The organism is Bradyrhizobium agreste, assembly GCF_016031625.1.
Lineage (GTDB): Bacteria > Pseudomonadota > Alphaproteobacteria > Rhizobiales > Xanthobacteraceae > Bradyrhizobium > Bradyrhizobium agreste.
In genome coordinates this window covers 116,979-138,768 of the sequence record NZ_JACCHP010000026.1, presented here as the reverse complement: position 1 = coordinate 138,768, position 21,790 = coordinate 116,979, and the positions used below count along the sequence as shown (strand labels likewise).

The window sequence follows — 21,790 nt, the reverse complement described above, 5'->3', positions numbered from 1 at the left end:
CCTCCCACAGAGACTTGATCAATGACCGCACCGCTCGAATTCGGACTGGACACCTTTGGCGACGTCACCAAGGACGCCTCCGGCGGCATGATCTCGCATGCGCAGGTGATCCGCAACGTCGTCGACGAAGCGGTGCTGGCCGACGAGCTCGGCCTCGATTTCATCGGCCTCGGCGAGCATCACCGCGCCGATTTCGCGATCTCCTCGCCTGAAACGGTGCTCGCGGCGATCGCATCGCGCACCAGGCGCATCCATCTCGGCTCGGCCGTGACGGTGCTGTCCTCGGACGATCCCATCCGCGTGTTCCAGCGCTTTGCGACCCTGGATGCGGTCTCGAACGGACGTGCCGAGGTGATCCTCGGCCGCGGCTCGTTCACCGAATCCTTTCCGTTGTTCGGCTTCGACCTGCGCAAATATGAGGAGCTGTTCGAGGAGAAGCTCGATCTGTTCGCCGCGCTGTTGTCGCAGCAGCCCGTGACTTGGCAAGGCAAGCTGCGTCCGCCGCTGCGGGATCAACTGGTCTATCCGCCGGTCGAGCACGGCCGGCTTAAAACCTGGATCGGCGTCGGCGGCAGCCCGCAATCGGTGGTGCGCGCTGCGCACTACGATTTGCCCCTGATGCTCGCGATCATCGGCGGCGATCCCGCGCGCTTTACGCCCTACGTCGATCTCTATCATCGCGCCTTCAGGGAGTTCGGCCGCCCGGCCCAGCCGATCGGCGTGCATTCGCCGGGCTACATCGCCGAAACGGATGCGCAGGCGCGCGAGGAGCTGTGGCCGGATTACAAGGCGATGCGCGACCGCATTGGCCGCGAGCGTGGTTGGCCGCCAATGGGACGCGACGAGTTCGTCCATGAGGCCGAGCACGGCTCGCTCTATGTCGGCTCGCCGGAAACGGTGGCGCGCAAGATCGCGAAGACTGCGAAGGCGCTCGGCATTTCCAGGTTTCAGTTGAAGTACTCGGCGGGACCGTTGCCGCACGAGAAGCTGATGCGGAGCATCGAGCTTTATGGGCGCAAGGTGGTGCCGATGGTGCGGGAGATGATGGGGTAGCGGGCTTTTGAGATAGTCTCAGTCCGTCTTCGCTCACCAGAGTCTCTTCTTCGCGAAGGCGTGGCCCGAACCGGATTTCAAGTAACGCTCGAACGCACGTGCCTTCGCGATGTCAGAGAAGGCTACGTAAGTCACCAGTCGCCAGGGAGCGTATTTCGACGTGTGGGGTGACTTGCCTGCGTTGTGGTCTGCCAGGCGTTGCTTGAGATTCGTCGTCAGGCCGATATAGCGCTGACCTCCAAAGGCTTCGCTCTCCAGAAGATAGACATAGAGCATCGACGCCCGCCCTCCTTCGCCAAGGCTTCGGAGGGCATCCTGCTTCGCGCAGCGAAAGGTTGCAATCCTGCGAAGCGCGTCAGCGCGAAGCAGGATGGTGGGGGAGGCAGGACTCGAACCTGCGAAGCCATGAGGCGGCTGATTTACAGTCAGCTCCCTTTGCCACTCGGGACACTCCCCCGCTCGACGGCAGCACAATCGGGCCGGACCTTGCCGGCGGACCGAAGACGGCCATGGAACGTGAAGGCCGCGACAACCCGGATCGGGGCGCGACCGGGCGCGTTTATGGGCGAAGCGGTGGGGCAAAGTCAACCGAGGCAAGCAGCTAAAATCGCCCTCGCGGGCACCGAAATTGCCATATTCCGGAACCCATGACAGAAGCGAGCCCATGAAGGATCGAAAATTCGGCCCCAAGGGGGCTCGCGGCGGGGCTAAGCCCTTCAACAGACCCGGAAAATCGGCCGGCCGGCCGGCCTGGCGCGATCGCGATTCGCAAGGCGATGGCCCGGTCATTCTCTACGGCTGGCACACCGTCACCATGGCGCTCGCCAACCCGCGACGACGGATCCGCAAGCTGACGCTGACCGAGAACGCCGCTAGACGGCTGGCTGAGGAAAACATCAAGACGCGGGTGGCGCCCGAGATCGTGCGGCCCCAGGAGATCGACCGGCTGCTGTCGCCCGACGCCGTGCACCAGGGCCTTCTCGCCGAAGCCGATCCCCTGCCTTCGCCCGACATCGAAACTCTCAAGCAGGAGGGCATGGTGCTGGTGCTCGATCAGATCACCGATCCGCACAATGTCGGCGCCATCCTGCGCTCGGCCGCCGCGTTCGCGGTGAAGGCGATCGTCACCACGGCACGCCACAGCCCGGAAGCGACCGGCGTGCTGGCGAAGGCGGCCTCCGGCGCGCTCGAGCTGGTGCCTGTTGTCACCGTGCAAAATCTCGCCCGTGCGCTGACGGCGCTGAACGAGCGCGGCTTCCAGACCGTCGGCCTCGACAGCGAAGGCAGTGAAGATATCGGCGACGTCGCGCTGCGCGAGCCGCTCGCTCTCGTGCTCGGCGCCGAAGGCAAAGGCCTCAGGCAATTGACCCGCGAAACCTGCAGCGTCGTGGCGCGGCTCGATATGCCCGGCGAGATCAAGAGCCTCAACGTCTCGAACGCGGCCGTGCTCGCGCTCTATGTCGGCGCGAGCCGGCTCGGGCTGATGAAGCGCTCATGAAACAAAACGCCCGTCCGCATCACGCGAACGGGCGCTTCGCAAATCTCGACCGATCAGCGATCAGTAATAGCGGCGCAGCACGCGGTGACCGCCATAATAGTGCGGCGCGTGGCGGTGGGCGTAGCCGTAGCGGTGAGCATGGCCATAGTGCACGCGCGGCAGGTAGCCGTAGCGGGGGCCGTAGCCGTAGCGATAGGGGCGGAAGTACGGGCGGCGATAGGGATAGGCGGCCGGCGGCGCGACCGCAGCGGCACGATAGCCATAGCCATAGCCATAATTGGCGGGCGCGACGACCGCATCCTCGCGGTAGGTCGGATACGGCGCGAAGGCGCCCGGACCGGTATAGGTCGGCCCCTGGTTGACGTAGTAATACTGCGTGGTCGGCTCGGCGAGACGCTCATAGGCGGCGTAGCCGTAGCCATACCCGTATCCGTATCCGCCGCATCCGGTGTTGCAGCCGGTATAGACCGGCGCCACCGGCGCGCATGTGGTGAAGCCGCAGGCCGCGGCCGGCGCGGTGGCGGCGAACATCACGGCAGTTGCCGCGACCAGTCCCGAAATCATCTGACGCATTATACTCTCCTGTTGATTTCCGTTTTTGGTTTTCACGTTTCTCAACCCGGCGGCCTGCCGGGTATCCCTGTGCGCGGCCGCGGCCGAGGGGGCCGAGGACGGTCGTTGATCTCGGGCGCGTAGATCACCGGGGGCGGATCGACGGGCGGGTCCATCTGCGCCGGCAGCGGCGCGGACGACGCGCCCCAGCTCTGGTGATAGCTCTGGGCGGGCTTGGGCAATTTGCGGTTCGCCGGCGGCTCGACCTCGAGCCGGCCGTAGCCCGGCCGCAGACCCAGCGTCGGGTAGTAATGGCCGACGTCGTCGGGCTGCCGCTCGGCGATATAGCGTCCGCCATAGATCGTGGGCTGCACCTGCTGGTTCTTGCCGAGGCCCCAGGTGCCCTCGACGACGGCATAGGATGCGTCGATGTTGTTGATGATAACAGGCACGCCGGGACGGCCGGGAACGACGATCTCGAAGCCGCCGGCCAACGCCGTCGCAGGCAGTCCGATCAGAAAGGCGGCGAGCGCCACGGCGCGCATGAGGAGACCCCGGTTATCCGGGCGGCAACCTAACCGATCGCGACGCAGAGAGGGTTAAGGCCTGCTCACCAATTTCCGGTAAGCCTAACGTGCAAGGATTGCGCGCCGCTCAAATGCTGCACAGCGGACTAGCGAAGCGTTAACGGCGCGGAACCGCACCGCTGGAACAGCGCCGGCAAACGCCTCCACCGATAGCGGCTACCGCCATCGTCGTGCGGCCTATCGTCAGACCAGCCGCGACTGGAACAGGAGCCCCACCGGCTTCTGGCCGACCGACGTCGCGGCTGGGGTTGCCGGCGCCGCGATCGGCACCGCCGGCGCGATTGCCACCGCCCCATTCCGCGGCTGGGACAATTCCTACGCCTACGATCGCGGCTGGGACAATCGTAGCTGGGACACCCGCACCTACGCCCAGCGCAACGGCTTCGTTTGCACGCCCGGCACCTGGTTCAAGGGCGCAGACGGCCGCCGCCACATCTGCCAGTAAGGCGGCTTGAGGCCAACGCGACACATCGGGCGGCCGGCGCGGCCGCCCGATTCACGCTTGCGACGGCGACCTCCCGGTTCTGGCACTTTCCGATCAAGTCTGGTATTGCGGCGCGCACGGGTGGACGGCCCCGGCGCGAGCCGAGCTCTGCCCCTGCCTCGTAAGGCGTCGCCGGCTTAGCTCAGCGGTAGAGCAGCGGTTTTGTAAACCGAAGGTCGGGGGTTCAATCCCCTCAGCCGGCACCATTGGTTTTAGTACCCCGACGTCGCGTCGTGGCCTGACGTGCTATGGCGACTTGCAATCGCGGTCGGCAGTGTTTCTAAAATAAACTGCAGCTTGCCACGGCTCCCCCTGGGCGACCACCGCAAGAACGAAATCATCTGTTCGGCGTTATCATCGAACCATGGAGCCGTCTCGCGGAGGTCTAGCGATGGACCCGAATGACCGGGCAGCCTTAGTCCTATCCGCTGTCGCCTTGGCTATCGCCATCGTGGTCGCTTCGACGGTCACGTTGGAGCGCGTCAACACCCGTACGGCCAGCAACGACGCACCTCCCGGAACGGTAGGACTCGCCAGGCCTCACGCGCCACTGGACCGTGCCCCCGGTGAACCGATACAGACAACAGGAACGCCGTCTAACGCAAGGCAACGTCCCTGATCGAACACCGACCGCACCGGCGCTCGATGGCCGCGCCTCAGCCTCAACTCTTGCGCGCGCCTCCCTGTTGGAAGTGCTCGACGGCCGTGCCGCCGATCTCGACCCAGGTATGTTTCGATTGCTCGAACACCGATCTGACGGGTGCCGGAAAATCCGGATCCGCGATCGCGCCAACGGCAACGCCGATCATCTCAGGCAGATTGTCGGCTTGCCAATAGACCGTTGAGCCGCAATCGGGACAGAAATAGTTGCGGACCTTGCCGCCGCTCATAGCTGTCCGAACATATGGCTTTGGCTGTCCCGAGATCGTGACGGTCTCTGCAGTGTAGAAGGCACCGACTCCGAACGGCGCGCCGGTTCGTCGCTGACAGTCGAGGCAATGACAGGCAACGACGAGACGCGACGGTCCCGGAAGCGAAAGTGAAACAGCGCCGCAGCTGCATCTGGCAACGATCATCGAACCTGATCTCCCTCATTGGCCGATGGAATTGAAGAGGCAGCGCCCTCGCTCACCCGTTCGACGAGGCAGTCTCATCCCATCTCCAAACGCGTTGCGGCGTCCGGGACACGACAGCGAACTCGTGACGTTCAGTCCGTCCCGGCCTCGAATGCCAGCAGCACGTTGCCGGCGACGCCGCTCCATTGGCCGTAACCGGAATTGGTGTAGACCATGCCGCCGGCAATGACGGGCCCGGGGCCGTCGATCGCGCCGCCATGGGCAGGGACCCCGTTCACCGCCTTGAAATCCCGCGCGGTGTCGTACTCCCAGAGCAGCTTGCCGTCGGTGGCGTAGGCGCGCAGGAAGCCGCTGACCCCGCCGGAGAACACGACGCCAGGGATCAGGCTCACCGCCGCGGAGAGCGCCGGGCTGCATTGAGGCCGCTCACCGCAGGCGACCGGCGCCACCTCCATCACGACTTTGCCGCTGGCAAGGTCGAGGCCGAACAGGCCGCCGCCTTGCGTGGAATCGAGCTGCCGCGTGCCGTCGCGTTTGAAGCGTATGTCGGAGTTGGCGACATAGATGCGCTCGCCGTCCGCGGCCGAACCCCATTCGCTGCCGCCGAGCGCACCGCCCTTCCCGATCCGGGTCTGCCACAGGATCTTGCCGTCATCGTCGGGATCGAGCGCGTGCACGACGCCGGACTTCTGCGCTATGGCAAGAATGCGGCTGCCGTCGCGCAAGGTGGCGAGGATCGGCGATTGGCCGAAATCGTGATCGGGTCCGGGCTCGTCGGGACAGTTGGTCTTGTCCATGCTGAAGCAGGCAACGACGAAAGCGTCCTTCGGCGTCGCCTGCTGCTTCCAGAGCAGCTTCCCGGTTGCGAGTTCGAAAGCAAGGATCGAATCGGCGGTCGCGGCCGGCGGATTCGAATAGGAATTGCTGGTCGCCACATAGACCGCGCCGCGCTGCGCATCGATCGTCGGTGCCGACCAGATGGCGACGCCGGACGGACCGAACAGCTGCGTGCCCTTGGCATTCTTGCCCGTCGGATGCGGCAGCTCGGGGATCGTGTACGCCTGCCAGATCATCTTGCCGTTCGCGGCCTCCAGCGCCACCACGCTGCCGCGGAAGGTGCAGCATTCGTAAGAGGCTTGCGAGCCGGCGGCTTCCTCGATCGAGGACACCGGCACGTAGAGCACGCCGGAATGCAGCGTCGGCGCGCCGGTGATGCGTGCGGCGGCATGTTCCTCCACCTTGGTCTTCCAGATCAGCGCGCCTGTCAGCGCGTTCACGGCATAGGCGTTGGCGCGCAAATCCCCGAAGAAGATCGCGACCTGGTCGGAGCCCGGCAGCGGCGCAAAGCTGATCGCGGCGCGAACCGCCGCATCGAGCGCCAAGGTCCACAGCGTGCAGCCGCTTCGCGCATCGAGCGCGTGGACCTTGCGATCGGTGCCGCCGATGAACAGCATCCCGCCCACGATGGTGGGCGGCGCAAACGACACCGAGGCGCCGGGAAAGGCATAGGCCCATTTCAACCGCAAATGCGGCACCTGCGTCGCGGTCAGCCCCGCCATATCGGCCGGCTGAAAGCGGCTGTTGTTGGTGTCAACGCCCCAACCGTTCCAGCGCGGACCGTCAAGAGCTTGCGCAAAGCCGCCCGCCTGCTGCGCGCAGCGGCCCTCGGCGTCGGCGCTCACCATCGGCATCTTGCCGGTCACGAACGAGGCGATCGCACGGCGTTCGGCATCGCTGCGGTCCTTCGCCATCGCCGCCATGCTGCCTGACGTCAACGTTCCCAGCACGTGGTCGAACGACATCGCCTGCAGGGCGGCGCGGCCCGGCACGCGGCTCTGCGCATCGCCATCGTGGCATTGCGCGCAATGCGCCGCATAGAGCGCCGCGCCTTCCTGCTGCGCCAGCGCCGGCGCGCTGCACCAGATCAACAACGCGGCCAAGACGGCACGTACGCTCATGGTGGCTCCGGTATGCGAGAGGAGATCGCTTCATGCAACCCGAAGTCTATATCCGCCGCGATTGCGGATGCAATGGACGTTGTGCCCGCCGCTGTCACACATCCGTTGCCATGCGGACAGGATCCGGCAATACGTCAAGCCGCCACAGCCCAAGGCTCTTGTCGCGCCAGCCGCCACCGCCCTCCTCGCAACGCTCGTCGATCAGCGCCTGCGGTGCCGGCCAGCCGAACGGCGCCTTCGTCATGTTGAGCGCGCGCCAGTCGCCATCCTCGCAATCGCGGTTGTCTTGCCACTCCGGAAAGGTCGTGACGAGCAGATATTGCGCGCCGCTCTCGCGAAAGCGGGCGGTGGCGCGGGCGATGTTCTGGTAGCTCAGATGCACCAGGCAATCCCGGCAAAGAATGACGTCGGCGTGCGGCAGCGCATCGCGCGTGATGTCGGCAACGAGAAACCGACCGGACGAACCGTCGGCTGCGACACGCTGGCGGTTTGTCTCGATCAGCGACGGTACGATGTCGATGCCGGTGTAATCGATATCGAGCTTGAGCCGGCCGATCCATCCGGCATCGCCGCAGGGTGCATCCAGCAGCGAGCGCGCGCCGAGCCGTTGCAGCAATGGAGGCAGCGCCTCCTGGATCGCGGCTGTGGCGACATCCTCCGAGCCGAGGCCCGACACCGAAGTGGCCGCGCCCCAGAGGTTGGTGCGCTCGATCCGCGCGAACCGCGCGGCGAGATCGAGGCCCACAAAATTGTCACGGTCGGCAACGAAGCGTTCGTGCGCAAGCACGGGAGGACGATCGGCGATCATTGAGCGAGCCTTTCCGGCGCGATCACACTATACAACCCAGATGAATTGTTCGAAATTCTCTGGCAGCGAACCTACGCACGTCATCGTCGAGACCATGCGCTCCAGCACTCCCAAAGAGAAGGCCAAGATCGTCGCCGGCGCGGTGACGGCTGTCGTCGCGACGGCCATGCTGTTCGTGTTCGCGCTCGGCCTGGTGCTGTCGCACTAAAGCGCGATGCGATTAGGATGAATCGTCATCGCGCTTTAGGTTGTTGTTTGAGCATGATCTTTTCGGAAAACCGCTACACACTTTTCCGGATCATGCTCTAGGCGCGATCCAAAGCCCCTGTTCTCGCATCGAAACTCGTCGGCCCGGAACCGGCTTCGGCGTCAGCCGTTGTCGGCGCATGAGGATCCGGGAAGAAAACCGAAACATGATTCTGCTGGCGACGGTGACGCTGTGCTGTAGCGCGGTGGCCGGGACGTTGGCGCTGTTCGAGCCGGCGCCGGGACGGGCGCCTGACGAGCTGCTCGCGGATCGAGCTGGCCCCACCCCGCGCACGCCTGCTCAGATCCCGGTTCGGGTGGTCGGCGCGCCGTTCGAGCCCAACGTCAATCCGCGCGAGCGGTAGCGCTCACCTTGGCGAGGCCTCCGCGCCCTCCTCGGGCCGGCCGTGCACGCGCGCCAATTCCTCGACCAATGCGATCACCTCCGCCCGCTTGTCGGGCGGCAGCGTCAGGAACGCGCGGATGAGCCTCAGGCCCTCCGCCTCGTTCGGTCGTTCTTTCGATGCATCCATCTGCCCAGTGTCGGGCCACCGGGAAAAATATGCAATCCCTTGCAAACAGCCTTGATTCGAAGCAGCCGCTTTGCTGCAATGGGCACGGCTGAGGTGGATCATGAAATGGATCAGGGAGCGCGACGCACTGATCGCGCAGACACTGGCCTTCGTCCAATCGGTGACCGGCAGGAAGGATGACGTCCTTCAGCCGGAGCCGCCCGCATCTGGCCCGGCCATCGCGATGGAGATCGTCACCGTGGAGGCGGTCGCCGCCGAGATCGAACCGCCGCAAGCCCCCATTCCGCCCCGGCCCGCACCTCTGCCGCCGCCGCGGACCAGCGGCGATTTCCGCACCGAGATGCAGGCCCGCATCGCCAACTTCCGCAAGCACCAAGAACGCTTCGAGCGCGAACGTGAGGAATATTGTGCGGCGACCCTGACCAAGTTGCGTGCCGCCATCCGCGACGCCTCCGGCCAATCGGCCGAAAAGTAAAGCCCGGCCAAGGGGGCCTACAGCCAGGGCCTACAGCCAGGACCAGACCAGCCAGAGATTGGCCGCGCAGGCGCCGAACAGCGCCAGCGTGAGCGGCAGGAGCATGTGCCCGCAGGATGTGTTCAGGTCGCTCGTCATGGCGGAAAACATCCGCTGATTCCTGCCGGCGAGTCCCAGGGATTCTTTTTTCCGGGATTCAGGACTCGTTAAGGACTCAACGGCGGCCCGCAACGATCACGCCCCCGTGAACGGCTTGGCGGCCGGAACTCCTACCCCGGTGAGCTCGTTAACCGGCTTTCTTGGAGCGGGATGAATGCCCTACGCCCTCTTCTGCAATGACGCCCAGATCAGCAAGGCCTATCCGAGCGAGGCCGACGTCTGGAAGCTTGCCGAGCGAAGTGGTCTCGTCGTGGACGTGACGACGGACGACGAGCGGCCGGGACCGCGCCGGGTGCTCGACAACGACTACAAGATCGAGCCGTGCCAGGCGGCCAGGGGCGAGGACCCCGCCAGAAACAAGGCGGAGGCCGATCGGCAGTCGAGGATGGAGCTCGAGCTGATTTCCTGAGTTCCGGAGCGAAAGCTCAGGGGGTGGCGGCCGCAAGCGAGGCCTGCTCGCCCGGCATAGCCACGCAGGCCTTGCGGCGGTGCAGCCCGCGAATGGCGCCGGTGACCTTCAGCACCTTGCCCGACGGACAGGAGGCGTCCTTGACGAAGGCGACCTCGTAGGGTGCCAACATCAGAGGCTCGGATTTGAGGATTGTCTGTGCAGAGCACGGCAGGCAGGCGAAGCACGAGAGCACCACTGCCGACACCAAGATACGCATGTCCGTCGTCCCACCTGCCCGGTCATTGTCATATAACGCGTTCCGGGGCGCGAGTTGCGTAAATCGCAAAAATTATTTTTGCTTTACGCCAGCCCCATGACGCGCGTGAGAAGGCGCGCCAGTATCGTTTGCAAGCAAATGACGCGCCAGATGGTTCACGAAATGCAAAGAAGGCGCCGCCCCAGGTGGAAGGCGGGCAAGCGAAAGGCCGGCGGCGCCGGCCTTTGTCAGGTCCTGCTAGTCAGGCCTTGTTAGTGAGGCCTTGGATCGGCGCTGACCGTCAGTACCGCGAGGCGGGCGGGCCGCCCCAGCCGAAGCGGTAGTTCACACCGACCTTGACGGTATGCTCGTCCTCCCGGCCACGAACGCCGACGATGTCGGCCGGGCCGGAGGTGAAGGTGGTGCTGCCGAAATTGTAATACTGGTACTCGGCCTTGGCCGACCAGCTCGGCGCGAACATGTATTCGAGGCCGGCGCCGACGGTATAGCCGTCCTTGTTGTTGCCGGTGGTGGTGAAAGCCTGCGGCACCCCGGCGATGTTCACGCCAAGGCCGTTATTGCGCCAGGCATAACCGCCCTTGGCGTAAAGCAGCGTCGGTCCCCAGGTGTAGCCGATGCGACCGGTCACCGACCCGATCTGGTCGGTGTTGGAGGTCACCTGCGTACCCAGCGGGAAGGTGACGCCGTTGTTGTTGGTCGGCAGCCAGGAATACTGGGCCTCGATACCCATCACCCAGTTGGGCGCGAACTGGTAGTCGAAGCCGCCCTGCACGCCGCCCAGGAAGCGGGCGTCGCTCGACTGGAAACTGTTGTCGCCGGCAAACGCGCCGCCGACATGGCCGCCGATATAGAAACCGGTCCAGTTATAGATCACCTGCGGCGGCGTGTAGGCCGGAGCCTTGGTGTAGGTGCGCGGCTGCATGTCGGCGGCTGCGGCGGGCGCGACCAGCGCAAGCAGAGCTGCTGCACCCAGCAAGATCGACTTCATGATCATCCCCGTTCTTTCATTTACGACACTCGGGAAACAACGTGGCGTGAATTGGGTTGCTTCGCGGCAATGCCGGAACGTTGATCGTTCGTTACTGTGACGGGTTGGCAACAACGCGATTTTGTTCCATCACGCCGTCCTGCCCCGACTGTTTTGTCGCCAGCGCAAGCCCCGCCGTAATGATTTGTCGCCAGTCGAAACCACCCCGTTCAAGGCTCGCCGAAATGTGATCCAGCGGCTCCGGCGGCTTCTGTCTAACACCCGGCGATGAAGGCTGCCTTTGCGCTACCGCGTCATCTTTTCCAGTTCGGGAAAGGGTGCGTAAACCGCACCGGCGCAGAGATCGCTGGTCTGGTCGACCACGCGGTCCGCACGGCCGTTGACGAAGATCACGGCCCGTTCGCGCATGCCCTTGTAGCTGCCATCCGTCTCGCGCGGGGTGAAGTGCAGGCAGCTCACGTAGAACTGCCGGCCGCCGACCTCGCGCTGCACCGGCTCGGCCATGCCGGCATTGCGCACGCCGACCGGATTGTTGAGATAGGTCCGCATCAAGGCCAGCGTGTCGCTCCGGAAATTGTCGGGAAACGGCTGCGGCCCGCCGGCCTGGGTCCCGCCCATGAAAGTCGGACGGTCACCGTCGCTGCCGAAACATGCCGCAAGCGCCAGCGGCAACACCAGGATCACTGCACATCTCGCCAATCGCCCCACAGGCCCGCTCTCCGCTCGAACAGATCAGGAGACGTTCTAGCCCCTAGCCTGTATGAAGGGAATTCGCTTGCAGAGGCTTAAAACAGCGCACCGGCCAGCTGCCGCCGCCTCGGGCTTCCGCACGAGGCGTGGCAACGGGCCAGGCCTGACATCCGCGCGCAGCGGCGGGGCAATGCCAGGGATGCCGCCGCGCGGGGATCAGTGTCAGTTGCGCTTATCGGACGTCGCGGGCTTCGTGAGATCCGGCTGCGCCTTCTGCGACTCCTTGGCCGTGACCTGCTTGTGGTGATGGCGATGCTTGCGCATCGTCTTGTGCGTGTCGGTGGTGACCGCGGCGTTCGCGTCCATTGCCTTCGACTTGCCATCCACCTTGGCGTCCGCCTTGACGTCGGGAGCCTTCACGCCCGTCGACTTCACGTCAGTGGTCTTGGCGTCTGCCTTGACGCCGGCTTCCGGTTTCGCGGCACTGGTCGCTGCCTTGGTCTGGCTCTGGTCGGCCTTGATGACCGGGGCGGCCGTGGTGGTCTTGCCGGCCTCGGCGGCCAACGCCGGGGCTGCGATCACGGAGGTTGCGAGCAAGGCTGCAGAAATGGTCTTCAACATGGTGGTCTCCTCTTGGAAGGATCATCAGGCGGCGCCCTCACGCCCACCCGTCGATCGTGGGGAGGAGCCTAGGCGGGTGGCACTGAACCCAATCTGAAGTCCTCTGCAGGCTTCCGTTCATCTCGATGACAAGTTTGTCATCCGCGGCCGGGCGAATAGATCGTGCGACGCGGGAATGTTTTCGGCCGAGAGGTGTTCCGGTCTTCGGGCAATCGTGTAGGATCGCCACGTTCCATACCGGAGAACTTTGATGCGCAAACTCTCAATGCTCGTTGTGCCGGGACTTGTCGCCGCGACACTGGCGGCCGCGCCGGTGCTGTCCAGCGCGTACGCCGCGGGCGGCGACGACCCTTCGTCGCCGCCGAAATCGGACACCTCGACCAAGAAGGGCAAGAAGAAGAGCTCTTCCGTCAGCGATCCCAAGTTCCTCGCGGCCTACCGCACCGCCTACGCGGCGATCTACGACAAGCACGATTACACGGGCGCGATCGACCAGCTGAAGTCGCTGGGGCGTGAGGACGTCGCCGATGTCGCCAACCTGATCGGCTATTCCTATCGCAAGCTCGGCGACTACCACTCGTCGAAGGTCTATTACGAGCTGGCGCTGAAGGACGATCCGAACCACGTCCGCACCTGGCAATATTACGGCCTCTGGCAGCTCGAGCAGGGCAACCGCGAGCAGGCGCAATATCACCTCAACAAGATCGCCTCGCTCGCTGGCACCGGCAGCTCGGAATATCGCTCGCTGGCCGAAGCGCTCGACAAGCCGACCGGCGCGACGCTCGTCTACTGAAGGCATCGCATCTTCGAACCACGCGAACGGGCGCGACCTTTCAGGTTGTGCCCGTTCTGCTTTCTCGGCTAGCCTCGCGCACCAACCTCCCTCGCAAATTGGTAGTGCAATGGACACGTGGCTGCGATCCGCGATCGATTACATCGGCTCCTGGATCGAATACCAACTGACGACGATCCAGCAGCCGGGCGTCATCGTGGCTTTCGTCCATCGCGGCGAGATCGTCGCCGAGCATGCGTTCGGCCTCGCCAATCTCGACACCGGCGAGAAGCTCACCCCGCGTCACCGCTTCCGCATCGCCTCGCACTCCAAGAGCTTCACCTCGGCCGGCATCATGAAGCTGCGCGAGCAGGGCAAGCTCCGGCTCGACGACCATGTCGGCCAATATGTCGGCGGCCTCAATCCGCGCGTGGCGGAGACGACCATCGCGCAAGTGCTGTCGCACAGCGCGGGCCTGACGCGCGACGGCGCCGATTCCGGCCAGTTCATCGACAGCCGCCCCTATCTCGATGCGAAGGAGCTGCTTGCGGAATTGAAGCTGCCGACCGCGATCGACCCCGGCACACGCTTCAAATATTCCAATCACGGCTTTGGCCTGCTCGGCCTCGTGATCGAGGCTGTTGCGAAGGAGCCCTACTCCGTCTGGATCAAGCGCGAGATCATTACGCCGGCCGGCCTGCGCGAGACGGAGCCGGACACACCGCTTCCCAAGGGCGCAGCGTTCGCGCGCGGCCACACGCGAAAGGTGCCATTTGGTGAGCGCTGTGTGATCCCGGGTGACAATCCCGCACACGCAATGGCATCTGCCGCAGGCTTCGTCGCCACCGCCGCCGACACCGCCCGCTTCTTCGCGCAGCTGGCGCCCAATGCGAAGAAGAGCGTGCTGTCAGTTGCGAGCCGCCGCGAGATGACGCGAAACCATTGGCGCATCCCGCAGAGCTTCGAGGCCCATTATGGGTTGGGCGTCAATGCCGGCAAGACCGATGGCTGGGACTGGTTCGGCCATGGCGGCGGTTTCCAGGGCTATATCTCGCGGACCTGCTCCATTCCCGCTTGCGAGCTTGCAATCAGCATCCTCAGCAACTCGATCGACGGCGCGGCGCCGTTCTGGATGGACGGCGCGATGCAGATCCTGCGCGTCTTCCAGACCCGCGGCGCACCCGACCGGCGCGTGCGCGACTGGACCGGGCGGTGGTGGACGATCTGGGGCGCGACCGATCTCGTCCCCGCAGGCAACCGCGTGCTCGTCGCCAACCCGCAGTTCAACAACCCGTTCATGGATGCCGCCGAGATCGAGGTGACCGGCCGCGACACCGGCAAGCTCGCCTGGGCTGCCGGCTATTCCAGCCACGGTGAGCCGGTGCGTCGGATCCGCGACAAGCGCGGCAAGATCAGCGACATCTGGATCGCCGGCGCGAATGTGAAGCCGGAAAAAGTCGTCGCGCGCGAGATCGCGCGACGCTATCCGCCGCGCAAACGCCGGCCTACTCCCGAATGAGCGCCTCGACCTCGCTCCGGAACGCCTGCCGCGACCCGTCGCGCGAATAGAACATGTGGCCGCCGGGATAGACGACGAACTTCACGCGCTGCGCCACGAAGGCCGGCAGCTGGTCGAGCACCCGCCTCGTTCCGAAATAGGGCGTGGCGAGGTCGAACAGGCCGTGCGTGACCAGCACGTTCAGCTTCGCATCGGTGGCGAGGATCTGGCGCAGCTCGGAGACTGATTGCGGCGGGTTGATGCCGCGGCCGAAATCCCAGTGGCCTTCGACGGCGCCGTTCAGGACTTCATAGGAGCCGTCGGGCCGCCAATTGAGCTTGCGCGAGAGCACGTCGACCGCGGCACTCGTCAGCGGTGCCTGGAGCGCATCGCCGGAGGGATCGCCGAAGCGCGAGCTGCTTGAATCGGGATAGGGATCGAAGCCGCGCACCGAGGCATCGTAGCGTCCGGTCACCTTGCCGTTCTTGCGGTCGAATTCGCGGCGGAATTCACCGACGTCGAAGCGGCCGGCGAGGCGGCGGCTCACCGCCTGGTCGATGCCGGTGAGCTCGGCGACCTTGTCGGCCAGACGCGTCGTTGCCTCCTTGTCCGCTTCGCCCTTGACGAGGTCGGTCAGGAATTCGCCGCGCGCGTAAGCCTCGACGTCGGCGAGGTCGGCGCGCTTGACCGGACGTTTGGCTTCGCGCGCCACCGCCACATAGCTCGGCAGCGTCGCGACATATTGCAGAAGGCTCGTGCCGGTGAAATCGCGGAAATCCAACAGCGGCGAGACCAGGATCAATCCCCTGACGCCGACGCCGTGCTGGAGCTGCAACTGGCGCACGACCTTGGGGCCGCGAATGCCGCCATAGCTTTCGCCGGCGACGTATTTCGGCGAGGTCAGCCGCTCGTGCTTTTCGAGCCAACGGCGGATCACGAGCGCGATCGAGTTGGCGTCGCCGTCGACGGAGTAGAACGATTTGCGCGCGTCCTCGCCGCTTGCCACGAACCGGCTGTAGCCGGTGCTGACGGGATCGATGAAGACGAGATCGGTGAAATCGAGCCAGGTCTCCGCGTTGGGCTTCACCTCGGGCGAGGCCGACGGCGACAGGGCCTCGCCATCGAGCGGCAACCGCCACGGCCCCGCGGCGCCGAACTGAAGCCAGGCCGAGGACGCGCCGGGCCCGCCGTTGAACAGGAACGTCACCGGACGCGTGGCGCGCTCGGCACCGTCGAGCTGGTAGGATGTATAGGCGATGTCGGCCAACGGCTCGCCTTTGCCATCGAACACGCGGATCGAGCCGGCGGTGGCCGTGAAGTTGAGGGTCCGGCCGGGCAGATCGAGCGTCTGCTTCGTGGTCGAATCCGGCGGCAGACGGTGCGGCTCGGCCGCGGACGACGGCGTCTGCGGCGCACCTTGCGCGCCACTGCCGCGCCCACCCTTCTGTCCGGCCGGCGCGGCCGTCTCGGAGCGCGGCTGCGGCGCATCATCGGCGTGTGCAACACCCGCGAGGGCGAAAGTCGACACCACCAGCACCAGGCCCGCGCGGCGGAGCGCCGGCAAAGTCGTGACCATGAACGTCCTCCGTGTCCGGCCGTAACCGCCGGTGGATCAGAAAGGTAGCGCCAAATTGCGACGGTTTGGGGAATCATTGGCCGTGCGAAGCCTGAAGCGGCCAACCAGGTTCAAATTGCCCGGTTCTATGCTTAAGTCCGGTTGGACCATCTCCGTTAGCTTTGGAGGGCGGTCATCCTCGACAATGCAGCCCCACCTCGTATAGACGAGCCCGGCGGAACCTTTTCTCCAGCAAGGCGGCCCTGCCGAGACGCCATGACCAAGCCTTCGCGATACGACCGGATCGCCTTCGTCGCCAGCCCGAGCAACGAGGCGCAGGTCGCCTTTGGCCAGCTGACCAGCGACTATGGCAATTGCGACCCTGACGAGGCCGACGTGGTCGTCGCGCTCGGCGGTGACGGCCTGATGCTGCAGACGCTGCATCGGAACATGCGCACGGGAAAGCCGATCTACGGCATGCATCGCGGCACCGTCGGCTTCCTGATGAACGAGTATTCGACGCACGATCTGCGCGCCCGGCTCGAGGCGGCCCACGAATCCGAGATCAATCCCCTCCTGATGCGCGCGACCGACGTCAATGACCGCGTTCATCTGCACCACGCCATCAACGAGGTTGCCCTGTTCCGGCAGACCTACCAGGCCGCGCGCTTGAGGATCCTGATCGACGAGCGCGAGCGCATGTCCGAGCTGATCGCGGACGGCATCATGGTGGCGACGCCGGCCGGCTCGACGGCCTACAACCTCTCCGCCCAAGGACCGATCCTGCCGATCAACGCCGCGCTGCTGGCGCTGACCCCGATCAGCGCCTTCCGTCCGCGTCGCTGGCGCGGCGCGCTGCTGCCCAACACGGCCTATGTCGTGATCGAGGTGCTGGAGGACGAGAAGCGGCCCGTGGCCGCCGTTGCCGACCACGACGAGGTGCGCGACGTCCGCCGCGTCGAGGTGCTCTCCGACAAGACCATCGCGATGCGGATGCTGTTCGACCCCGGTCACAGCCTGGAAGAGCGCATCCTGCGCGAGCAGTTCGGGTACTGAACCGCCTGCCCTGCGACACCGCCTCAGGCCTGGCCGCAACCCTTCGTTAACTCCCGGCACGATATGGTTAACGAAGGTTGACCCGCTTCTGGCCCGGGCGTCATGTTCCGTATCGACTTCAACAAGCTGCGCTTCCTCGTCTGCGACGACAATCCGCACATGCGCCGCATCCTGCGGACGCTGCTGCATTCGTTCGGCGCGCGCGAGGTCTATGAGGCCGAGGACGGCGCCACGGCGCTCGAAATGTACAGCCATTACGTGCCCGACATCGTCATCACCGACTGGGCCATGCCGATCTTCGACGGGCTCGAGCTCGCGCAGATGATCCGCCAGCCGGAATCCAAGGGCAATCCCTACGCCCCCATCATCATGCTGACCGGACATTCGGAGAAACGTCGCGTCACCGTCGCGCGCGATGCCGGCGTCACCGAATTTCTGGCCAAGCCGATCTCGGCCAAGGGGCTCTATCAGCGCATCCTCAACGTCGTCGCCAATCCCCGCCCCTTCATCAAGACCAAGACCTATTTCGGCCCCGACCGGCGCCGCAACACCAACTCCGCCTATATGGGCCCGGAGCGCCGCGTCGGCGAAAAGCACGAGGTGCTGCAGCAGCCCTCGCTGCTCGACAAGGCCCGCTCCTCCATCTAGCGCAACCTCTTCGGACGAGGCAGGCATCATGGCGAAGAACAGCGCAAAGGACATCGAGGTCAAGGCCTTCGCCACACACCAGGTCATCACGCAGCCCAATCCGCTGCGCAAGGTCCTGCGCCGTGTCGAAGAAAAAGACCTGGACGACCCGGTCGGCCGCGCCGAGCAGGCGCTCGCGAGCCTCTCCGGCGAGTTCAAGGACTGGATGGCGATCGAGGTCCAGCGACTGTCCGCCGCCTGGACGGCCGTGCAGAAGGACGGCTTCACGAAGAAAACGCGCGACGAGCTGTTTCACGCCGCGCACGACATCAAGGGCGATGCGGCGACCTTCGGCTTTGCTTCAGCAGCAGGCATCGCTGAAAGCCTGTGCCGCGTCATCGAGCACGCGCCTGACCTGGACAAGGTGCCGGCCGAGCTGTTCACGCACCACATCAACGCCATTCTCGCCATCGTGCACGAGAACACCAGGCTGGACAGGATCAGCGTCTCGGCCGAGCTCAGCCGCCGCCTGCGCAAGGTCGCCGACGATTATCTTGCCCATGTCAACCGCGACCGCCCCGAGCATCTCGAGATGATCCTGTCCCCGAACATTGCGCCGGGCGAGTAGTTTCGCCGCGCGCAAACTATCGCAGGGTGGGCAAAGCGGAGCGTGCCCACCAATCGACATCAGCTGCGCTGATAGATTGTGGGCACGGCGCTTCGCGCCTTTGCCCACCCTGCGGCATCTTGTTATGCGGCGATCAGATCGTCGTACACAGGATCGATCGCATCGTCCGCGACCAGCTCGTCGCAGAACAGCCGTGCCTCTTCGCGCGCGGATTCGGTGGCGAAGCGGCGCAGCAGGACCATCAGCGGCTCGGTCGCGCCGCGATCGGTCTCGCAATGGGTGAGCACGCGTTCGACCATGCGCCGGCGCAGCCGCACCGCGCCGTCGTCGCTATCGACGAAGCCCTGCTCGTGGCAGGCATCGAGCGCGACCTGGAACGCTGCAAACGTCGCCTCCGGAAGCCCGGCGCGACGGAGCAGCGCGTGCACGCTGTTGCCGCCGCGGTCGTGCAGCAGCGCCGAGACGCGCGCCAGCGGCAGATCGGCGAGCTCGGCGAGTGCCGCCTCGAACAGGTCGAGATTGCCCGACAGCAGCGCGCGCAGGATCAGGCCCGCGGTCAGCTGGCCGGTGATGCGCAAATGCCGGACCAGGCCCTGCATGTCATCGCCGCGCGAGCGCGCAGCGATGTTCATGGTGGAGCGGTCGCGCGCCTCGATGGCGATGCGGTCAGCGCGGTCGGCGCTCAGCCAGTTCCGCGCCACGACGAATTGCGCGAGCGTCTCGGAGAGCTTTGCCACCAGCGCCGCACGCGTTGCGGCCGGCAGATCCTCCAGCACCAGCATCGCCTCGCGGATCGCAGCGAGATGGCCGTGACGCTCGACGATCCGGTCCCAGGAGAACGGGGCGAGTTCGGCGTGGGGATTCTCGATCAGCTCCAGCGCGGCAGCCGCGCAGCCGACTTCGGCGATCGCGGCGCACACCGACACCGGCAATGCGATGCGGCGGGCCACCGCGCATTGCACCTCCTCGCTGCCGGTCGCGACGATGTCGACGAGATCGGCGTCGATCAGGAGCGGGGAATGTTCGAGCACCGGCAACGCGACCGTGGGCTGATCGGCGGACAGCGCCCGCACGATTGCGCCCGGCGCGTCAAGGCTGCGGGCAAAGGCTTCGGCCATCGCCTGCCGCACCAGCGGCGAGGGATCGTCGAGCAGCATCAGAAGCGCGCCTTCGGCGGCGATGCGGTCGTCTGCAGAAAGGTCCGAGATCAGCCAGGCCCGGGCCAGCGCCCGCGTTGCCTCGGCCCGCTCGCCTGCGGGCGCCGTCCTGATCCAATGAATGAACTGCCGAACAATCATGCTGCTTCCGGCTTACACAACAAACGAAGAACGATGACGGCTCGTCACCTGCAACACAAAATAAACCACGACGCTTAACAAAGCGTTCACCATAACTGGCTGGTTTCATTGATGATTTGTTAAGGGAACAAAGGTGCGTGCCGCACGTGCCCCGGACGCGGCGCAGCACGCAGTGATGCGCTGCTGAGCCGGGGCCCATTCTTTGTATGCAGGCTGGGTCTCGGCTCTGCGGCGCACCGCTTGCGCGCTGCGCCTTGTCCGGGACACGGCGCGGAGACTAGCTCGAGAACGTGCCGCTGCGATCACTGAAGAGATCGAGCGGTTGCGGCGGCCGCACGTCCGGCGTCACTGCGGCGACCGAGGTCAGCGAGGCCTTGTTGCCCCATAATTTCTGCACTGTGGTCGAGACCGGCTGTGTGGCATCGCCGGGTTGATAGATCGAACGAAACACCGGCGTGCTCGCCGCATTGTCCGCGACCTGTGCCGACGACGTCGCGCTGACGGGCGTCACTGTGCGGCTATTCGGGAAGGTCTGGAGATAGGCGGCGTTGTCCACGATAGGCGCAGTGGGCACGACCGCATTGGCACTCGCGACCTGCGTGGTCGAGGGCGTGCCGCCATACATCGCCATCGCGCTGCGGGTCACCCTTGAATTCGCGGCGCTGGCATAGCGGGCGTCCAGCACCGAATAAACCTCGGAGACACTGCGGGCGCGGCCATCCTTGGCGTAGAAGATCGAGCGGTTGGCGGCCGCCGCGTTGGGAAACAGCCGCGCGCCGACGGCTTGCGGATTGTCCTCGGCGTTGGCAATGAGCTTTGCGGCGCCGCCAACGCCCATGAAATGCGCCATGTAGAGCTCGCTGTCGCTCGGCCTCCGCCCGAGCAAACCGGTGAGCTTGAAGCTGTTGGACTGCGTCAATGCCGCCGCCATGGCGGAAGCGGCTTCGGGGTCGTCGCGCAGCTTCATGATCGACCGCTTCTTGACGGGATCCTCGACGGTGTAGGTGCCCGATGACGTCCTGGTGATGGCGTCGGCGTAGCTGCCATAGCCGAGCTGGGCGCCGGCCTCCTTCACTGTACCGAGCCAGGTCTGGTCGATGAACTGGTAGAGTCCGTGCGCGGACGAGGTGGTGGCTCCCGCCGTCGGATCGAAATCCGATTCCATCTTGGCGGTGGTCAGCATGTACTGGAAGCTGACACCCGTGATGTTCGAGGCCTGCTTGATCGCACCGGCGACACGCGCCCGCGACGGATCAAGGCCGGCCGTCTGCGTGGCACTGAAATTGTCGATCGACATGATGGAGTGCCCGCCCCGCGCGGCGCTGAACGACGCCGGCAATTCGGCGCCCGTCGTCTTACCGTGGGACAGGTATGGTTAAGGCGGGGTTAATTCGGCTGCCCTCGTCGTTCCGGGGCATCGCGAAGCGATGGGCCCGGAATCCATTGAGCTGCGCGTGATGCCTTGCGATGGATTCCGGGCTCGCGCTCTCCGCGCGCCCCGGAATGACAGGCTGCTACTTCTTGTAAACGTCGTTCGGATCGAACAGCCGCTCGGCCCCGGTAAAGACCAGCCTGGCTCCTCCGCCCTCGGCCTCGACCTTGCGATAGAAGCACGACCGCCGGCCGGTATGGCAGGCCGCACCGATCTGCTCGACGCGGATCCAGACCGCATCCTGATCGCAATCGGTGCGCATTTCGACGACGCGCTGGGTCTGACCCGACGTCTCACCTTTTCGCCACAGGGCATTGCGCGAGCGGCTGAAGTACCAGGCTTCGCCGGTCGCAATCGTCTTGCGCAACGCCTCGTCGTTCATGTGCGCGACCATGAGCACGTCGCCGGTAGCGACGTCGGTGGCGACGACCGTCACGAGGCCAGCGGCATCGAACTTGGGCAGGAAGGTGAGGCCCTCCTCGATCTCATGGGAGTGAGCGGACACAGTAACTCTCGCCGGTTTTCGCG

General features: G+C 65.3%; 26 protein-coding genes and 2 tRNA genes. 12 read left to right on the top strand and 16 right to left on the bottom strand.

All coding sequences use genetic code 11. The annotated features are described in order from the left end of the window. The first annotated feature begins 21 nt into the window (after window positions 1-21). Window positions 22-1,053 (top strand): LLM class flavin-dependent oxidoreductase, encoded by a 1,032-nt coding sequence (locus tag HZZ13_RS31110; RefSeq protein WP_197963301.1) that lies wholly within the window; start codon window positions 22-24, stop codon window positions 1,051-1,053. A 33-nt stretch (window positions 1,054-1,086) separates the two neighbouring features. Here HZZ13_RS31110 and HZZ13_RS31105 read toward each other — a convergent pair whose 3' ends face one another. Both HZZ13_RS31105 and HZZ13_RS31100 read right to left on the bottom strand, forming a co-directional pair. Further along, window positions 1,087-1,329, bottom strand: a complete 243-nt coding sequence (locus HZZ13_RS31105; protein WP_197947939.1) for a GIY-YIG nuclease family protein — start codon at window positions 1,327-1,329, stop codon at window positions 1,087-1,089. A gap of 95 nt (window positions 1,330-1,424) precedes the next feature. Then, window positions 1,425-1,510: transfer RNA gene (locus HZZ13_RS31100), tRNA-Tyr, on the bottom strand. A 207-nt stretch (window positions 1,511-1,717) separates the two neighbouring features. Here HZZ13_RS31100 and rlmB point away from each other — a divergent pair. Then, window positions 1,718-2,551 (top strand): 23S rRNA (guanosine(2251)-2'-O)-methyltransferase RlmB, encoded by an 834-nt coding sequence (rlmB, locus tag HZZ13_RS31095; RefSeq protein WP_197963300.1) that lies wholly within the window; start codon window positions 1,718-1,720, stop codon window positions 2,549-2,551. A 60-nt stretch (window positions 2,552-2,611) separates the two neighbouring features. Here rlmB and HZZ13_RS31090 read toward each other — a convergent pair whose 3' ends face one another. Together HZZ13_RS31090 and HZZ13_RS31085 are read right to left on the bottom strand one after the other, a co-directional pair. Beyond that, complete coding sequence (locus tag HZZ13_RS31090; protein WP_197963299.1) at window positions 2,612-3,124, bottom strand: hypothetical protein; 513 nt, start codon at window positions 3,122-3,124, stop codon at window positions 2,612-2,614. A 41-nt stretch (window positions 3,125-3,165) separates the two neighbouring features. Next, on the bottom strand, window positions 3,166-3,648 hold the full coding sequence (locus HZZ13_RS31085; RefSeq protein ID WP_197963298.1) for a hypothetical protein: 483 nt from the start codon (window positions 3,646-3,648) through the stop codon (window positions 3,166-3,168). A gap of 97 nt (window positions 3,649-3,745) precedes the next feature. On the opposite strand from HZZ13_RS31085, the gene HZZ13_RS37020 reads away from it, so the two are divergent. Then, window positions 3,746-4,135, top strand: coding sequence for a hypothetical protein (locus tag HZZ13_RS37020; protein ID WP_376707089.1), 390 nt, complete (start codon window positions 3,746-3,748; stop codon window positions 4,133-4,135). Between the two features lie 170 nt (window positions 4,136-4,305). After that, window positions 4,306-4,380: transfer RNA gene (locus HZZ13_RS31080), tRNA-Thr, on the top strand. A 456-nt stretch (window positions 4,381-4,836) separates the two neighbouring features. Here HZZ13_RS31080 and HZZ13_RS31075 read toward each other — a convergent pair. From HZZ13_RS31075 to HZZ13_RS31065, 3 genes are all read right to left on the bottom strand, one after another. Further along, entirely contained in the window at window positions 4,837-5,250 is a 414-nt protein-coding gene (locus tag HZZ13_RS31075; RefSeq protein ID WP_197963297.1) for a GFA family protein, read from the bottom strand. A 131-nt stretch (window positions 5,251-5,381) separates the two neighbouring features. Continuing rightward, a complete protein-coding gene (locus tag HZZ13_RS31070; protein WP_197963296.1) occupies window positions 5,382-7,208 on the bottom strand; it encodes an outer membrane protein assembly factor BamB family protein in 1,827 nt (608 codons plus the stop codon). A gap of 94 nt (window positions 7,209-7,302) precedes the next feature. After that, window positions 7,303-8,016: a class I SAM-dependent methyltransferase gene (locus HZZ13_RS31065; RefSeq protein ID WP_197963295.1), complete on the bottom strand. Its 714-nt coding sequence runs from the start codon at window positions 8,014-8,016 to the stop codon at window positions 7,303-7,305. A 413-nt stretch (window positions 8,017-8,429) separates the two neighbouring features. Between HZZ13_RS31065 and HZZ13_RS31060 the strand changes: the two genes are divergently transcribed. Next, entirely contained in the window at window positions 8,430-8,627 is a 198-nt protein-coding gene (locus tag HZZ13_RS31060) for a hypothetical protein (RefSeq protein ID WP_197963294.1), read from the top strand. Window positions 8,628-8,630: 3 nt separating this feature from the next. Here the strand turns inward: HZZ13_RS31060 and HZZ13_RS31055 are convergent, their stop codons facing one another. Further along, window positions 8,631-8,795, bottom strand: a complete 165-nt coding sequence (locus tag HZZ13_RS31055) for a hypothetical protein (RefSeq protein WP_197963293.1) — start codon at window positions 8,793-8,795, stop codon at window positions 8,631-8,633. A gap of 100 nt (window positions 8,796-8,895) precedes the next feature. Here HZZ13_RS31055 and HZZ13_RS31050 point away from each other — a divergent pair, with 100 nt between their 5' ends. Together HZZ13_RS31050 and HZZ13_RS31045 are read left to right on the top strand one after the other, a co-directional pair. Then, window positions 8,896-9,270: a hypothetical protein gene (locus HZZ13_RS31050; protein ID WP_197963292.1), complete on the top strand. Its 375-nt coding sequence runs from the start codon at window positions 8,896-8,898 to the stop codon at window positions 9,268-9,270. 313 nt (window positions 9,271-9,583) lie between these two features. Beyond that, window positions 9,584-9,838, top strand: a complete 255-nt coding sequence (locus HZZ13_RS31045) for a hypothetical protein (RefSeq protein WP_197963291.1) — start codon at window positions 9,584-9,586, stop codon at window positions 9,836-9,838. A gap of 16 nt (window positions 9,839-9,854) precedes the next feature. Here the strand turns inward: HZZ13_RS31045 and HZZ13_RS37445 are convergent, their stop codons facing one another. The 4 genes from HZZ13_RS37445 to HZZ13_RS31025 form a co-directional block, all read right to left on the bottom strand. After that, entirely contained in the window at window positions 9,855-10,097 is a 243-nt protein-coding gene (locus HZZ13_RS37445) for a DUF6719 family protein (RefSeq protein ID WP_197963290.1), read from the bottom strand. 280 nt (window positions 10,098-10,377) lie between these two features. Continuing rightward, entirely contained in the window at window positions 10,378-11,085 is a 708-nt protein-coding gene (locus tag HZZ13_RS31035; protein ID WP_197963289.1) for an outer membrane protein, read from the bottom strand. A 285-nt stretch (window positions 11,086-11,370) separates the two neighbouring features. Beyond that, entirely contained in the window at window positions 11,371-11,766 is a 396-nt protein-coding gene (locus HZZ13_RS31030) for a hypothetical protein (protein WP_311972769.1), read from the bottom strand. 231 nt (window positions 11,767-11,997) lie between these two features. Beyond that, the gene (locus tag HZZ13_RS31025) at window positions 11,998-12,396 is read right to left on the bottom strand and encodes a His-rich protein BRANT (RefSeq protein WP_197963287.1); all 399 of its coding nucleotides are present in this window, start codon (window positions 12,394-12,396) and stop codon (window positions 11,998-12,000) included. 250 nt (window positions 12,397-12,646) lie between these two features. Between HZZ13_RS31025 and HZZ13_RS31020 the strand changes: the two genes are divergently transcribed. Continuing rightward, entirely contained in the window at window positions 12,647-13,189 is a 543-nt protein-coding gene (locus tag HZZ13_RS31020) for a tetratricopeptide repeat protein (protein WP_197963286.1), read from the top strand. Between the two features lie 109 nt (window positions 13,190-13,298). Then, on the top strand, window positions 13,299-14,687 hold the full coding sequence (locus tag HZZ13_RS31015; protein ID WP_197963285.1) for a serine hydrolase domain-containing protein: 1,389 nt from the start codon (window positions 13,299-13,301) through the stop codon (window positions 14,685-14,687). Here HZZ13_RS31015 and HZZ13_RS31010 read toward each other — a convergent pair. After that, window positions 14,674-16,242, bottom strand: a complete 1,569-nt coding sequence (locus HZZ13_RS31010) for a S10 family peptidase (protein WP_197963284.1) — start codon at window positions 16,240-16,242, stop codon at window positions 14,674-14,676. The two genes, HZZ13_RS31015 and HZZ13_RS31010, sit on opposite strands and share 14 nt — an antisense overlap. Window positions 16,243-16,497: 255 nt before the next feature. Between HZZ13_RS31010 and HZZ13_RS31005 the strand changes: the two genes are divergently transcribed. The 3 genes from HZZ13_RS31005 to HZZ13_RS30995 all read left to right on the top strand — a co-directional run bounded on the left by HZZ13_RS31005 (window position 16,498) and on the right by HZZ13_RS30995 (window position 18,532). After that, entirely contained in the window at window positions 16,498-17,277 is a 780-nt protein-coding gene (locus HZZ13_RS31005) for an NAD kinase (RefSeq protein WP_197963283.1), read from the top strand. 102 nt (window positions 17,278-17,379) lie between these two features. Next, a complete protein-coding gene (locus tag HZZ13_RS31000; protein WP_008549760.1) occupies window positions 17,380-17,925 on the top strand; it encodes a response regulator in 546 nt (181 codons plus the stop codon). A gap of 28 nt (window positions 17,926-17,953) precedes the next feature. Further along, window positions 17,954-18,532, top strand: a complete 579-nt coding sequence (locus HZZ13_RS30995) for an Hpt domain-containing protein (RefSeq protein ID WP_197963282.1) — start codon at window positions 17,954-17,956, stop codon at window positions 18,530-18,532. A 122-nt stretch (window positions 18,533-18,654) separates the two neighbouring features. Here HZZ13_RS30995 and HZZ13_RS30990 read toward each other — a convergent pair whose 3' ends face one another. The 3 genes from HZZ13_RS30990 to hisI form a co-directional block, all read right to left on the bottom strand. Beyond that, on the bottom strand, window positions 18,655-19,830 hold the full coding sequence (locus HZZ13_RS30990; protein ID WP_197963281.1) for a DUF2336 domain-containing protein: 1,176 nt from the start codon (window positions 19,828-19,830) through the stop codon (window positions 18,655-18,657). A gap of 277 nt (window positions 19,831-20,107) precedes the next feature. Beyond that, complete coding sequence (locus tag HZZ13_RS30985; protein WP_246504623.1) at window positions 20,108-21,127, bottom strand: lytic transglycosylase domain-containing protein; 1,020 nt, start codon at window positions 21,125-21,127, stop codon at window positions 20,108-20,110. Between the two features lie 217 nt (window positions 21,128-21,344). After that, on the bottom strand, window positions 21,345-21,767 hold the full coding sequence (gene hisI, locus HZZ13_RS30980; RefSeq protein WP_197963279.1) for a phosphoribosyl-AMP cyclohydrolase: 423 nt from the start codon (window positions 21,765-21,767) through the stop codon (window positions 21,345-21,347). Window positions 21,768-21,790 lie beyond the last annotated feature (23 nt).